The organism is Rathayibacter sp. AY1C5, from assembly GCF_002931705.1.
In the GTDB taxonomy this organism is placed as follows: Bacteria; Actinomycetota; Actinomycetes; order Actinomycetales; family Microbacteriaceae; genus Rathayibacter.
Genome location: NZ_PSWD01000003.1, coordinates 112,945 through 126,282, shown reverse-complemented (window position 1 = coordinate 126,282; position 13,338 = coordinate 112,945). Strand labels below are relative to the sequence as shown.

Here is a 13,338-nt window from a genome sequence, read left to right as displayed (position 1 = left end):
GACGGGTGCGTCTCGTCATCGCGCGCTGCTCCGTCGACTACACCGGCCGTCTCAGCGCCCACCTCCCGCTCGCCACCCGCCTCCTGCTCGTCAAGGCCGACGGGAGCGTCCTCATCCACTCCGACGGCGGCTCCTACAAGCCGCTGAACTGGATGAGCCCGCCCTGCACGCTGATCACGGGCGAGCCCGACGAGGAGGCGCGCACCGCGGGAGTGACGCAGCAGTGGACCGTCGCGCACCGCAAGACCGGCGACGCTCTCGTCGTCTCGATCCACGAGGTGCTGCACGATTCGGCGCACGAGCTCGGCGTCGATCCGGGACTCGTGAAGGACGGAGTGGAGTCGCATCTCCAGCGCCTTCTCGCCGAGCAGATCGGCCTCCTCGGAGAGGGGCACACTCTCGTCCGGCGCGAGTACATGACCGCGATCGGCCCGGTCGACATCCTCGCCCGCGATTCCTCGGGAGCCGCCGTCGCCGTCGAGATCAAGCGCCGCGGCGAGATCGACGGAGTGGAGCAGCTCACCCGCTATCTCGAGCTGATGAATCGCGATCCGCACCTCTTCCCGGTGACGGGAGTCTTCGCCGCTCAGGAGATCAAGCCGCAGGCGCGGACTCTCGCCGAGGACCGCGGAATCCGCTGCGTGGTGCTCGACTACGAGGCCATGCGCGGCACCGACGACTCCCACACCCGCCTGTTCTGACAGGCACGGCGAAGGCCCCCGCGATCGGATCACGGGGGCCTTCCGCTCACCGGGCGCGAGGCCCGGGAATGCGGCGTCTCACCGGGCCGAGAGCCCGGCGGCCGCTACTTGTGGGCGGCCTGATAGGCGGCCTGGACCTCGGAGGGGATGCGTCCGCGGTCGGAGACGGGGTGGCCGTTGGCGTTCGCCCACTCGCGGATGGCCTTGAGCTGCTTGGGGTCGCTCTTGGAGGCGGTCGCGACGCTCGTGGCGGCCGCGGGGCGCGAGCCGACGCGGCGGGCGCTCGAGACGAACTTCTCGAGCGCCGAGTGGAGCTCGGCGATGTTGTCGGGGCCGAGATCGATCTCGTAGTTGGCGCCCTCGATGCTGAAGCGGACGGTACCGCCGTCACCGGAATCGATAAGGGTTCCGTCGATATCGTCGACAAGCGTGATCTTCTGGGCCACTTTTCCTCCTGGAGTTCGCGGGACCGGACTGTCTCGACCCGGACCGGGAGAGACATTACCCCCTTTCACAATCGAGTGCGCCATGAATGGCGCCATTCGTCCCTTTCTCGCGCCATGTCGAGGGGAATGTTCAGGATAAGCGGAGGCAATCAGGGCGGAATCGAGCTGTTCGCCACCAGCCGTCGAATAGAGGACACGGTGTCCGCAGACGGCCGTAACGATTCCGGACACCGATCGCGCGCATTCCCGGGAACCGGTCCCGGCGATTCCGATCACGCCCCGGTCTTCGTTAGCGTGGAGTCATGGCACGACGAGGCGGACCCCCTGCACGCCCGGCGCGACCCGGTCCGTACCGCAATGCGGAGGCTCGGGAAGCACTGGAGGCGCTCGTCGCCGCTCCCACCGCCGAGGCCGTCGACCGGCTGCTCGAGGCCTGCCTCGACGGCTCCCTCGTGGTCGACGTCACGGGCTCCCAGCCCGGAGGCGTGCCGCACGTCCGCACCGTCGCGACGACCACCGGGGAGCAGGTCCTGCCGCTGTTCACCTCCACGGACGAGGTGCGCACCGCGGTCCCCCGGCAGCAGCATCCGCGGGTGCAGATGCTGGTCCTCCCCGGACGCGAGGCCTTCGCGCTGATCCGCACCGCCGACTTCGTCGCCGTGCAGCTCGACCCCGGCTCGATCGCCCAGGTCGTCACTCGTTCGTTCGTCGAACGGGCTCTGGACGCCGAACGGCCGTAGAGTGTGGCCCCCGGCGGGGCAGCGCCGGCGTCACCCCGTCCTCCGAGGTCAGGAGCCCGCCATGTCCGACACGACCCTCGCCGCCACCGGCCTCGACGCGCGAGCCGGCACCTGGTCCTGCATCCTGTTCGACCTCGACGGCACGATCACCGACTCCGCCCCCGGCATCACCGGCACCCTCGTCGAGACCTTCGTCGAGCTGGGCCGCCCCGTGCCCGCTCCGGCCGAGCTGCTGGCCTACGTCGGCCCTCCGCTGCTCGAGGCGTTCCGCGAGCTCGGCGGGATGACCGTCGAGGAGGCGCAGGCCGCGCTCGTGGTCTACCGCCGCCGCTACAACGCGGGCGGGCTGTTCGACTCCTCGGTCTACCCGGGGCTGCCCGAGGTGCTGGCGCGCATCGCCGAGGCCGGCGTGCCGCTCTCGCTCGCGACCTCTAAGCCGGAGTCGGCGGCCACGCGCATCCTCGAGCACTACGGACTGGCGCAGTACTTCACGGTGATCTGCGGCGCCTCCGAGGACGAGGTCCGCAGCGCCAAGGCCGACGTCGTGGAGGAGGCGCTGCGCCGGCTCCTCGAGCTCGGCGTCGACCTCTCGGCGCCGGTGATGGTGGGCGACCGCGAGCACGACGTGCAGGGCGCCGCCGCCCACGGCGTGCCGACGATCATGGTCGAGTGGGGCTACGGATCGCCGCTCGAGGCGGTCGGGACGATCGCGCTGGTGTCCGGCGCCGAGGAGCTCGCGGACCTCCTGCTCCCGTGACCTGCGTACGATGAGGGCATGACTGGTCTGGGCGTCGTCCTCTCGTTCGTGCTGTTCCTCGGCGGGATCCTCGTTCTCGGCAACTCGTTCCTGCTGCCCGACATCGCCGGATTCCTCTTCGTCGGCGGCATCCTGATGATCTCGGGATCGCTCGCCGTCGCGTTCCACGTCCTGCCGAAGTCGCAGTAGCCGGGTCGCTCCGGGCGGCCGCCTCCGCGGCTCGCCGCTCCGCTCACCCCAGCGTGCTCGCGTCGAGGTTGATGACTGCATTGATGTAGACCGCCTCGCCGGCTCCGGCGATCGTCGGGTTCATCCGGAGCAGCTGCTGCACCGGGATCCCGAAGCGCTGCGCGATGTCGAAGAACGTGTCGCCCTGCACCACGGTGTAGCTCACGATGTCCCCCTCCCCGTCGCGGGTCGGCTCGCCGTTCGCCCCGGGAACCGTGCCGTTGTCGACCGCGAAGGCGGTCTCGGGGATGTCCGGCGTCGCGTTCGGCGTGAACGTGACCGTCGCCTCGGGGACCGGCGCGAAGACCGTGGCCGTCGCCTGCGGGAGCGCCGCCGTGACGGTCGGGTCCGGCACCGGAGTCGGCGTCGCCGTGGCGAACACGGTGACCGTGACCGTCGGAGCCGGAGCGGGCGCCGAGCACCCCGCGAGCGCGAGCACCCCGGCCAGTACCGTCGCTCCGATGACCGTCCTGCGCATGTCCCCCGCCCTCCGCGCGCCCCGCGGCGCCCGCTCCACCCTAGGAGACGGGGCGGCCGGGGGCACGTGCGCTGTCGCAGGAGGCCGGCGCTGCGGATCCCCCCTCGCGCAGGGAGCTCCGCGGTCGTCCGGGCCGGGTCGGCCTCACCGGGACCGGGTCAGGACGGGGGCTCGGGGAGCAGGCGCAGCCCGCCGCCGCTGTTCGCCGCGTCCATCAGGAGCTCGACCCAGGTCGGGTTGATCGTCGGCTGCCGGCTCCCAGCGAAGTGGAACTGCAGGGCGATGTTCGGGTTCATCCAGAAGGAGTGGCGGCCGCGCGCGCCCTCGGGCATCGAATCGAGGGTGAGGCTGAAGCGCTCGTCGCGGCGGAACTTCGCGTAGATCACGATCTGGAGGTGGGCCAGGGTCCGGTCCTCGATCTCGATGACGGCAGGAGGAGTGCCGTAGAGGAATTGACCCATGCCGCCAGACTATAGGCCCCTCGGCTTATTACTAGTCCGTCTAGCTATTTCGCCTCGGAGGGTTCCGCCGGGTCGGCTTCGTCCGTATCGTGCCCGTCGCCGTGCTCCGCGTCGATCTCGTCGACGGCCGCGCTCATCCGGCGGAGGAAGTTGACGACGACCTCGGCCTCGGGGGCGTCCAGGTCCTCGGCGATCTCGAGCATCCGGCGGTGCATCTCCTGGAGCGTGGCGCGCACCTCGTCGTCGCTGTCGACGGTCGCCTCCACGACGATCCCGCGCCGGTCGGTCGGGTTGGGCTTGCGCACGAGGTGGCCGCTGCGGACCAGGCGGTCGATGAGGACCGTGGTCGACGCGGACGAGATGGAGAGGTGCGAGGCCAGGTCCTTGCCGGTCACCAGCTCGCCCTTGCGCTGCTGGCGGAGCAGGTACTGGATGGCGATCAGGTCCGTCTCGCCCATCGCCATCCGCTCACGCGTGCGGCGGCGCATCGAGACCTCGGAGACGCGGTACGTGCGCATCGCGCTCAGCACCTCGACAGCGCGGCGGGTGGACGACTCGTCCGGGTACCAGTACCCGGCGCCGCTCCGCAGGCTCGTGTCGCTCATCCGCACATCCTAGACCGGCTGATCACCAGGCCGTCTAGCGAGTCGCCCGCGCCTACGCTGGACCGGTGACCGCCACCCTCGTCGCCAAGGGCCTCTCCGGAGGCTATGCGCACCGCACCCTGTTCGACGGACTCGACCTGACGGTCGCCCCCGGGGACGTGGTGGGCGTCGTGGGGGCGAACGGAGCCGGCAAGTCGACTCTCCTGCGCATCCTCGCGGGCGAGACGGCTCCACTCGAGGGCTCCGTCGTTCTCTCGCCGGGCGACGCCTTCGTCGGCTGGCTGCCGCAGGAGCACGAGCGCCGCGAGGGCGAGACCGTCGCCGGCTACATCGCGCGCCGCACCGGCTGCGCCGAGGCCTCCGCCGAGCTCGACACCGCCGCCTCCGCCCTGGCCGATCCCGATCCCGACGGCTCGATCGCCGACCGCTACGCCCTCGCGCTCGACCGCTGGCTCGCGAGCGGCGCGGCCGACCTCGACGAGCGCACCCCGGTCGTCCTGGCCGACCTGGGCCTGTCGCTCGGAGCCGCGGCCGCCTCCTCGACGATGACCTCCCTCTCCGGCGGGCAGGCGGCGCGGGTGGGCCTCGCGGCGCTGCTGCTCTCGCGCTTCGACGTGGTGCTGCTCGACGAGCCGACCAACGACCTCGACCTCGACGGCCTGGAGCGCCTGGAGGCCTTCGTCCGCGGACTCCGCGGCGGCGCGGTCCTCGTGAGCCACGATCGCGAGTTCCTCGCCCGCAGCGTCACCCGCGTGCTCGAGCTCGATCTCGCGCAGGGCACCAACCGGGTCTACGGAGGCGGCTACGACGCGTTCCTGGAGGAGCGCGAGACCGCGCGGCGCCAGCGCCGAGAGAAGTACGAGGACTTCGCCGAGCAGAAGGCCGACCTGGTCTCCCGCGCCCGCACCCAGCGGGAGTGGTCGAGCCAGGGCGTGCGCAACGCGATGAAGAAGGCCCCCGACAACGACAAGATCCGCCGCAAGGCCTCGGCGGAGTCGAGCGAGAAGCAGGCGCAGAAGGTGCGCCAGATGGAGAGCCGGATCGCGCGGCTCGAGGAGGTCGAGGAGCCGCGCAAGGAGTGGCAGCTCGCCTTCACGATCGGCAGCGCCCCGCGCTCGAGCTCGGTCGTCTCGACGCTGAACGGCGCGGTCGCCCGCCGCGGCGCCTTCACGCTCGGGCCGGTGTCGCTCCAGGTCGACGCGGGCGACCGGATCGGCATCACCGGGCCCAACGGCGCCGGCAAGTCGACGCTGCTGTCGCTCCTCCTCGGCCGCGCCGAGCCGGAGGAGGGCGGCGCCTCCCTCGGAGCGAGCGTGGCGATCGGCGAGATCGATCAGGCCCGCGGGATGCTCGCCGCCGAGGTGCCGCTCGCGGACGCGTTCGAGGCGCTGGTGCCCGAGTGGCCGACCGCCGAGGTCCGCACGCTGCTGGCGAAGTTCGGGCTGAAGGCCGACCACGTCGGCCGCCGCGTCGGCGAGCTCTCGCCGGGCGAGCGGACGCGGGCCGCCCTGGCGCTCCTCCAGGCCCGCGGCACGAACCTCCTGGTGCTCGACGAGCCGACCAACCACCTCGACCTCGTCGCCATCGAGCAGCTGGAGGAGGCGCTCGAGGCGTACGAGGGCACCCTGCTGCTGGTCACCCACGACCGGCGGATGCTCGAGACGGTGCAGCTGACGCGGCACTGGCACGTCGAGGCGGGCGTCGTCACGGAGGCGTGACGCCCGCCGCCGCGTCAGTCCCCGGAGGCGCGGGCCGCCTCGTCCTCGCGCCAGCCGGCCTCCTTCTGCACGTACTCGTTGTCGGCGAACTCCGCGAAGTCGCTCTCGTCGGTGATCCGGCGCACTTCGAGGCGGTTGCCGGGCACCAGCGGGCAGCGCAGCGCCCACTCGCGGGCCTGCTCCTTGGAGTCGACCCCGATGATCCAGAAGCCGTTGAAGAGCGACTCGGTCGGGCCGTAGGCGCCGTCGACGACGGTCGGCGGCTCGGAGGAGAAGTCGACCACGAAGCCGGAGGAGGCGACGTCGTCGGCCAGGCCGTCGCCCGAGAGCAGCACGCCCGCCTCGATCATCGCCTCGTTGTACTGCCCCATCCGGGTGATGATCTCGTCGAACGGGATCGAGGCGTAGGCCTCCTTCGCCGCATCGGTCGCGCGCATGATCAGCATGTACTTCATCGGGTCTCCCTGGGGTCGGTGCGCGGGGGCGCAGGGCCTACTCTGGCCCATCCGGGGTGCCGGCGGAACGGTGGGTCCCGAGCGTCTGCGCCACGGGGGCGAGCGCGGAGCGACGGACCTTGCCCGCGTCGCTCCGAACGGGCTCGTGCACGATCCGGAGGGCCCGGAGGCGCCGCTCAGCGCCCAGCTCGGCGTTCGCCCGAGCGAGCAGACCGGCCGGGTCCACGCCCGCGTCGCCCACGTCGACGACCGCCTCCACCGCCTGCCCCAGCTCCGTGTCCGGCACGCCGAAGGCGACCGCCCCGCGGACTCCGGGCAGGGCCTCCAGCACCCGCTCGACCTCGGCCGGCCAGACGCTCACTCCGCCCCGGAGGATCAGATCGTCGGCGCGGTCGACCACCCAGAGCCACCCGTCCCCGTCGACGCGGCCGACGTCGCCGAGGGTGTCCCAGCCCTCCTCCGTCCGCCGCGAGCCCGCGCCGAGGTAGCGGTAGGCGGGGGCCTCGCCGCGGTGCAGCCAGATGCGGCCGAGCTCGCCGGTCGGAGCCTCCGTGCCGTCCTCCCGCAGGATGCGCAGGGTCGTCCCGCTGATCGGCCGTCCGACACTGCCCGGGTGCTCCAGCCACTCCCGGCCCGTGATCATCGTCAGTCCGTTCGACTCGCTGCCCGCATAGACCTCGACCACCCGCTCCGGGCCGAGCCAGCCGATCAGCGCCCGCTTGTCGGCGGGCGCGCAGGGCGCTCCGAGGTGCAGCACCGTCGCGAGCGAGGACACGTCCGCCCCCGACCGCTCGGGCGCAGCCAGCAGGCGGCGGATCGTGGTCGGGACGAGCAGGGTCCAGGTGACGCGGTGCTCCTCGATCGCCGCGAGGATCCGGGCGGCGTCGAACCGCGGCAGCAGCACCAGGCGCTGCCCGGTCATCAGCCCGCGGAAGGCGTAGGTGAAGGTCGCCGAGTGCATCAGCGGGCCGCTCACCAGCTGCACGCCCTCGCGCGGCAGGAACGGCGCGACCGGCGCGTCCGGATCCAGCAGCGCCGGGCCCGCGGCCAGCACCACCTTCGGCCGCCCCGTGCTGCCGGAGGAGGTGGGCGCCTTCCAGGACGAGGCCCACCGGTCCTCGAGCGAGCCGGCCGGCACCTCCGGCCCGGGCCGCCAGTCGCCCGCGCGCCACGGGACAGCGGAGGAGGAGGGCGCGCCGATGACGAGCGCCGGCCGCGCGATCCGCTCCACCTCGGCGCGCTCCGCCGCCGACAGCCCGGTCGAGACCGGCTGCGGCACGGCGCCCGCCTTCCAGACCGCCGCGCAGACGACGAGCGCGTCCAGCGAGTTCGAGAGCGAGACGGTGACGAGGTCGTCGGTCCGGACGCCGAGATCGCGGTAGGCGCGGGCGAGGCGGGTGCTCTCGCGGTCGAGCTCCCCCGCCGTCAGCGCGCCCTCGTCGGCCACGGCGACGATCCGGTCGGGATCGGCGTCGGCGAGACCGGTGACGATGCGCGAGATCGACCGGCGGGTCACCGGCGGCGCCCGATCGTGTCCAGGCGGCAGGACGGAGTCATCCGGGCACGCCTGCTCGCGCGGATCCCGGCCCGTCCGGAGGAGTTCCTCCTGAGCTCTGAACCGAGCCGTCGAGCACCCGCTCGTAGAACCGCAGATGCGCGGCCGCGACGTCGTCCCAGGAGTGCGAGGCGGCCAGGGCCCGGCCGTCCGGCGAGGGCAGCGTCAGGGCCTCCTCCAGCGCGTCGGCGAAGGAGGCGGGGTCCCGCCCGTAGCGGACCGCGTCCCCGAACACCTCGTGGATCACCGGCAGCTCCCGCGCCACGACCGGCACCCCCGCGGCGAGCGCCTCCATCGCCGCCAGCCCGAACCCCTCCTTCACCGAGACGAAGCCCAGCGCGGAGGCGCCGGCGACGAGCGGAGCGAGCCTCTCCTCCGGAACGGTGCCGAGGATCACCGGAGCGATCCCGAGCTCGGCCGCCCTCCGGTCGAAGGCGGCCCGGTACTCGCGGTAGTCGAACAGGGTCTCGCCGCCGCCGAACACCAGCGCGACGTCGTGGCCGCGCTCGCGCAGCAGAGCCCACGCCTCGAGCAGCTCGATGCTGCCCTTCCGCGGCTCGATGCCGCCGAGGGCGAGGAGGTACGGGCCGAGCTCGGCCCGCCACCCCCCGGTCAGCGGATCGTCGACGGCGGCCGCGAACCGCGCCGCGTCGACACCGTTCGGGATCACGTCGGGCAGCAGCCCCCAGCCGGCGCGCACCTCCTCGGCGACCGCAGCGGACACGCACAGCCGGGTCAGGGGGAGCCGGACGGCGCGGTCGTGGCAGGCGCGCAGCTCCGGGGTGGTGAAGTCGTCCAGGTGGTGGATCGTGCGGATCGGCGCGAGTCCGGCGGCGAGCGCCGCGTTGGCCGAGATGCAGTCCTGCGCGTGGACGACCGGGGCGTCCTCGCCCCGCAGGGCCTCGGCCATCGCGGCGATGGACCGGACGATGCGAGCGCCGACCGGCTCGCCCTCGCGGTGCGGAAAGGGCACCACCCGCACGGTCACGCACGGATCGACGGGGCGGAAGAAGGAGTCGTCGCCGCCCCGGGCGAGCATGCGCACCGTGACGTCGTGTCCGGCGCGCGCGAGCGCCTCGGCGAGGGCGAGGGTGTGCACCACCCCGCCGCGCGGCCGGGTGGAGTAGGTCAGCAGGCAGATCCGCATCTCAGCTCCGGTAAGCGTGCTCCGCGCGGTCGCGGAGGTGGTGCATCGTGCGGCGGGCGCGGGCGACGGAGCCGGCGACGTCAGCGGAGGCGAGCGCGAGCCCGCCCTTCGCCCAGGTCTTCGCGATGATCTCTCCCGCCGGATCCACGACCTTCGCCTGCCCGAGGAACCGCAGGCCGCCGAGCACGCCGGTCTGGTTCGAGGAGACGAGGTAGACCTGGTTCTCGGCGGCGCGGGCGCAGTCGTAGAGATCGAACAGGTGGGCCTGGCGGTCGTTGCGGATCCGATCGGAGCGGTCGGTCACGCTCGCGGGCCACGCGCTGAGGCAGGCCAGCACCTCCGCGCCGTCGAGGGCCAGCGAGCGCGAGGACTCAGGGAAGGTCTTGTCGAAGTCGATCAGCATCCCCATCCTCCCGATCGGCGAGTCGAAGGCGGCGAAGCCGCGACCCGGCAGGTACGCCTCGGACTCGCCCAGCGGCAGGTGGACCTTGCGGTGCGTGCCGATCACGCGCCCGCCGTGCACGCAGACCGCGGTGTCGTAGCGGACCTCGCGACCGCCCTCGAGCGCGCGCTCCGCGATCCCGAAGCACACGGTGAGATCGCCCGCCAGCTCGGCCACGCGGGCGACCTCCGGCCCATCGAGCTCGAGGCTCGGCGGCAGGTCCGGCCCGGGGTGCTGGAGGTCGAGCAGGTAGCCGCCGAGGGTCGCGTCCGGGAGCACGAGCAGGTCGACCGAGCGCTCGCGGGCGTGAGCGATGATGCCGGCGAGCTTGGCGAGGGTGCGGTCGATGTCGCGACCGAAGTGCGCTGCGACCGCACCCATCACCGTCTCCGTCATGCGAGGAGGCTATCCGGCGAGATCCGGCTCGCGCTCCCGAGCGAAGCGCCCCGCCTCGCGCACTCGCCGGACCTCCTCCGCCAGGTGCCCCGCATCGCGGGCGATCGCCTCGAAGCGGCCGGACCCCCAGGTGTGCAGCCACGGCAGCCCGAGGAACGACAGGCCCGGCACGCTCGTCACTCCGCGCTGGTGGGTGGGATGGCCGGCGCCGTCGAACACGCCGATCTCGACCCAGCGATAGTCGGAGCGGAACCCGACCGCCCAGACGACGCTGCCGATGCGCGCGAGGTCGAGCCCGGTCGCCTCGGACTCCGGCCGCCAGACCGGACGGCAGCGGTCCTCCTCGGGAGCGTCGATGCCGTGCGCCGCGATGTAGCGGTCGATGTCGTCCTTGATCGACTCCGCGACCGAGTCCGCGTAGTCGAGCGACGCCTCCGCCGTGGGGGCGAAGCGCAGCCGGGACCCCTCCACCCCGGCCAGTCGGCCGTAGAGGTGCATCCCGTCGCGGGCGAAGGCGCGCAGGTCGATGTCCCGCCCGCCCCCGCGCCCCGTCACGTAGTGGTTGGTCGACTCCCGCTTGGTGAGCCCGCCGACCTGCGCGTGGACGGGCACGTCGTACACGCCCATGTCCTGGAGCCAGGCGACGCAGTCGCGGCCCCGGTAGAAGCGCGCCACCCGCGGCGCGCTGCCGAGGGCGAGGTGGACCTCGCGCCCGGCGAGGAAGAGGTCCTCGGCGATCTGCGCGCCCGACTGCCCGGAGCCGACGACGAGCACGCCGCCGGGCGGGAGCGCCTCCGGCGAGCGGTAGTCGGCGGAGTGGAGCTGCAGCACGTCCAACGGCAGCCGCGCGGCGACGGCGGGGAGGACCGGGCGGTGGTAGCCGCCGGTCGCCACGACGACCTGGTCGGCCGTGATCGCGCCCGCGCTCGTGATCAGCTCGAACCCTCCCCCGGCGCGCTCGCGGAGCCGGCTCACCTCCGCGCCCTCGACCACGGGGGCGTCGAAGCTCTGCGCGTAGCGGCGCACCCACGCGTGCACCTCGTCGCGCGTCATGAATCCGTCCGGGTCCGGCCCGTCGTAGGGGTACCCGGGGAGGCGGCACTGCCAGTTCGGCGTGACGAGGGTGAAGGCGTCCCAGCGGCGGTCGATCCAGTCGTGGCCGATGGTCGCGCGCTCGAGCACGACGTGCTCGATGCCGTCGTCGACCAGGTGCCGGCTGATCGAGAGCCCGGCCTGCCCGCCTCCGACCACCGCGACCTCGACGTGGCGCCCGGGCTCGATAGCGGCGCTCACGGCCGCACCCGCTGCCCGGCCGGAGCGGGCGGCTCCATCGCGAGCACCCTGACCGTGCCGCCCTCGAAGCGCTGCGCCGTGCGGAGGATGTCGGACTCCTGCTGCATCGCGGAGGTGCAGGCGAACCCGAACCGCTCCCGCACCCTGTCCGACGCGATGCGCAGCGCCTCACTCGAACGGGCGACGAAGTCCTCGAGCGAGTAGGCGGTCCCGGTCCCGAGGAACTCGTGCACGACCAGGCTCGGCGAGTAGCAGCGCTCCTCCGAGCCGTCCGGCCAGCGGACGTGGAAGGTCATCTCAGGCATGGACGAGTCCTCCGTTCCAGACCCGGTCGATGTCGTAGGCGTCGGGCCGCCGGTCGCGCAGGTGGAACATCCCGCCGCGCATCGCCTCGAAGGCGCCGCGCACGTCGATGTCGGCGACGGCCATGCCTGCTCCGAGCAGCGTCGTCGCGAGCACGTTGCCGCCGGGATCGACGACCTTCGCGTTCCCGACGTAGCGGAGCGAGCCGAAGGTCCCCGACTGGTTCGAGGCGAGCCAGAACACCTGATTGTCGAGGGCGCGGGCGATGTCGAACTGATTGAACCGGTACGTCCAGCGGTCCTCCTGCAGGTTCTCGGCCGTCGCCGTCCGAGCGGCCGGCCACGCCGAGAGCGAGGCGATGATCTCGGCGCCGTCCAGCGCCATCGACCGCGCCGCCTCGGGGAACGCCTTGTCGTAGCAGATCTGCAGGCCCACCCGGCCGACCGGCGTCTCGAAGGTGCCGTAGCCCGGGCCCGGCGAGTACGAGAGGTGCTCGCCCAGCGGCTGGTGCACCTTCCGGTAGCTGCCGTAGACCTGCCCGCCGTCCAGGAGCGCGGCCGCGTTGTAGCGGGTCTCGCCGTCGTCGTCGAGCTCGCAGAAGCCGATCGCCACCACCAGGTCGCCGACGATCTCCTGCACCCGCCGCAGCTCCGGCCCGTCCAGGCGCACCGCCGGCGGGAGGGAGCGGCGGGTGGTGGCGACCGTGTCGCCGTGGTTGCCGAGCGAGGAGAGGTAGCCGCCGATCGCGGCCTCGGGGAGCACCAGGAAGCGCACTCCCCTCTCGCGGGCCTCCTCGGCCAGGGAGGCGATGAGCGCGTAGTTCTGATCCAGGTCGCGGGTGAAGTTCGCCGCGACCGATCCGACGAGGGTCATCGCGATCGCCTACAGGTTGTAGGTGGAGTTGATGATCGCGCCCTTGCGGGCGTAGTGGATGAGCGCGTCCTGCACGTCGAGCGGGTGGCAGGGGATGCAGCCCTCGATCAGGTCCTCCTCGCGGAGGCCGTGGAGCGCCATGCCGAACCGGCAGACGAAGACGCGGTTCCCCTCCTGGATGAAGGTCTCGATGGCGTTGTTGAGGTTCTGCTCGCCGGGGAATCCGGAGTCGCCGATCGTCGGGAAGCCGCGGGTGGCCATCGCGTTGATGGTGCCGGGCCCGTAGAAGTAGAGCGCGGACTCGTAGCCCTTCCGCGCCGCGCGGGTGGCCTGGAGCACTGCGACGAAGCTGACCGAGGACTCGTGGGCGATGCCGTGCACGAGGGTCAGGTACGACTCCCCGGGCTCGGCCTGGTAGTCGGGGAAGACCTTGGTGGAGCCGTAGAGGTTGCTGCCCTTCGGGAGCGCCGGGTGGGCGATCTCGGAGCGCGACATCTCGATGTTGGCGCTGACCTGGTCTTCGATCTCCTGGGAGACGGACATGGTTCCTCCTGGTGTCGGTCCGCCGAAGCGGCGTGCGAGTGCATGGCTCCGGCGGGATGCGCTGAGACGACGCGGGACGACGTCCGCCGGGGTGGAGCAGTGGTGCGGAGTGGAACGCGTCCAGTCAACGGCCGGGATGTTTCGGAGTGGTTTCCACCGGAAGAAGCTCCCGTGACGGCGGATCCGTAACGAGACCG

17 protein-coding genes are annotated in these 13,338 nt (G+C 72.5%); 5 read left to right on the top strand and 12 right to left on the bottom strand.

Translation table 11 applies throughout. From position 1 onward, the window contains the following. Window positions 1-5: 5 nt before the first annotated feature. Window positions 6-701, top strand: coding sequence for an endonuclease NucS (gene nucS / locus C5C57_RS04230; RefSeq protein WP_104247564.1), 696 nt, complete (start codon window positions 6-8; stop codon window positions 699-701). 104 nt (window positions 702-805) lie between these two features. Here the strand turns inward: nucS and C5C57_RS04225 are convergent, their stop codons facing one another. Further along, window positions 806-1,147, bottom strand: a complete 342-nt coding sequence (locus C5C57_RS04225) for an Lsr2 family protein (protein ID WP_104222624.1) — start codon at window positions 1,145-1,147, stop codon at window positions 806-808. Between the two features lie 302 nt (window positions 1,148-1,449). Between C5C57_RS04225 and C5C57_RS04220 the strand changes: the two genes are divergently transcribed. From C5C57_RS04220 to C5C57_RS17995, 3 genes are all read left to right on the top strand, one after another. Next, window positions 1,450-1,887, top strand: coding sequence for an SseB family protein (locus C5C57_RS04220; RefSeq protein ID WP_104222625.1), 438 nt, complete (start codon window positions 1,450-1,452; stop codon window positions 1,885-1,887). Window positions 1,888-1,948: 61 nt separating this feature from the next. After that, on the top strand, window positions 1,949-2,644 hold the full coding sequence (locus C5C57_RS04215) for an HAD hydrolase-like protein (RefSeq protein WP_104247563.1): 696 nt from the start codon (window positions 1,949-1,951) through the stop codon (window positions 2,642-2,644). Window positions 2,645-2,662: 18 nt separating this feature from the next. After that, complete coding sequence (locus tag C5C57_RS17995) at window positions 2,663-2,833, top strand: hypothetical protein (RefSeq protein ID WP_159911733.1); 171 nt, start codon at window positions 2,663-2,665, stop codon at window positions 2,831-2,833. Between the two features lie 43 nt (window positions 2,834-2,876). On the opposite strand, the gene C5C57_RS04210 is transcribed toward C5C57_RS17995, so the two are convergent. From C5C57_RS04210 to C5C57_RS04200, 3 genes are all read right to left on the bottom strand, one after another. Next, window positions 2,877-3,350: a LysM domain-containing protein gene (locus C5C57_RS04210; RefSeq protein ID WP_104247562.1), complete on the bottom strand. Its 474-nt coding sequence runs from the start codon at window positions 3,348-3,350 to the stop codon at window positions 2,877-2,879. 158 nt (window positions 3,351-3,508) lie between these two features. Continuing rightward, the gene (locus tag C5C57_RS04205) at window positions 3,509-3,811 is read right to left on the bottom strand and encodes an ATP-dependent DNA ligase (protein ID WP_104225758.1); all 303 of its coding nucleotides are present in this window, start codon (window positions 3,809-3,811) and stop codon (window positions 3,509-3,511) included. A 44-nt stretch (window positions 3,812-3,855) separates the two neighbouring features. Then, entirely contained in the window at window positions 3,856-4,416 is a 561-nt protein-coding gene (locus tag C5C57_RS04200) for a MarR family winged helix-turn-helix transcriptional regulator (RefSeq protein ID WP_104247561.1), read from the bottom strand. A gap of 65 nt (window positions 4,417-4,481) precedes the next feature. On the opposite strand from C5C57_RS04200, the gene C5C57_RS04195 reads away from it, so the two are divergent. Next, window positions 4,482-6,134, top strand: a complete 1,653-nt coding sequence (locus tag C5C57_RS04195; RefSeq protein ID WP_104247560.1) for an ABC-F family ATP-binding cassette domain-containing protein — start codon at window positions 4,482-4,484, stop codon at window positions 6,132-6,134. Between the two features lie 14 nt (window positions 6,135-6,148). On the opposite strand, the gene C5C57_RS04190 is transcribed toward C5C57_RS04195, so the two are convergent. From C5C57_RS04190 to C5C57_RS04155, 8 genes are read right to left on the bottom strand one after another with little or no spacing between them, the layout of a single operon-like run. Continuing rightward, the gene (locus tag C5C57_RS04190; RefSeq protein ID WP_104222630.1) at window positions 6,149-6,589 is read right to left on the bottom strand and encodes a YciI family protein; all 441 of its coding nucleotides are present in this window, start codon (window positions 6,587-6,589) and stop codon (window positions 6,149-6,151) included. Window positions 6,590-6,626: 37 nt separating this feature from the next. After that, entirely contained in the window at window positions 6,627-8,105 is a 1,479-nt protein-coding gene (locus C5C57_RS04185; protein WP_104247559.1) for an AMP-binding protein, read from the bottom strand. Window positions 8,106-8,142: 37 nt separating this feature from the next. Beyond that, window positions 8,143-9,291 carry an MSMEG_0565 family glycosyltransferase gene (locus C5C57_RS04180; RefSeq protein ID WP_104297329.1) on the bottom strand — a complete coding sequence of 383 codons (1,149 nt, stop codon included), beginning with the start codon at window positions 9,289-9,291 and terminating at the stop codon, window positions 8,143-8,145. Window position 9,292: 1 nt separating this feature from the next. Further along, window positions 9,293-10,129 (bottom strand): carbon-nitrogen hydrolase family protein, encoded by an 837-nt coding sequence (locus C5C57_RS04175; protein WP_104222633.1) that lies wholly within the window; start codon window positions 10,127-10,129, stop codon window positions 9,293-9,295. Window positions 10,130-10,138: 9 nt separating this feature from the next. Then, window positions 10,139-11,422: an MSMEG_0569 family flavin-dependent oxidoreductase gene (locus C5C57_RS04170; RefSeq protein ID WP_219812630.1), complete on the bottom strand. Its 1,284-nt coding sequence runs from the start codon at window positions 11,420-11,422 to the stop codon at window positions 10,139-10,141. After that, window positions 11,419-11,727 carry an MSMEG_0570 family nitrogen starvation response protein gene (locus C5C57_RS04165; RefSeq protein ID WP_104222634.1) on the bottom strand — a complete coding sequence of 103 codons (309 nt, stop codon included), beginning with the start codon at window positions 11,725-11,727 and terminating at the stop codon, window positions 11,419-11,421. The genes C5C57_RS04170 and C5C57_RS04165 overlap by 4 nt, the downstream gene beginning before the upstream one ends. Next, complete coding sequence (locus tag C5C57_RS04160; protein WP_104222635.1) at window positions 11,720-12,598, bottom strand: carbon-nitrogen hydrolase family protein; 879 nt, start codon at window positions 12,596-12,598, stop codon at window positions 11,720-11,722. Before C5C57_RS04160 ends, C5C57_RS04165 begins: the two co-directional genes overlap by 8 nt. A gap of 9 nt (window positions 12,599-12,607) precedes the next feature. Beyond that, entirely contained in the window at window positions 12,608-13,141 is a 534-nt protein-coding gene (locus C5C57_RS04155) for an MSMEG_0572/Sll0783 family nitrogen starvation response protein (RefSeq protein WP_104247557.1), read from the bottom strand. Between the last annotated feature and the right edge of the window lie 197 nt (window positions 13,142-13,338).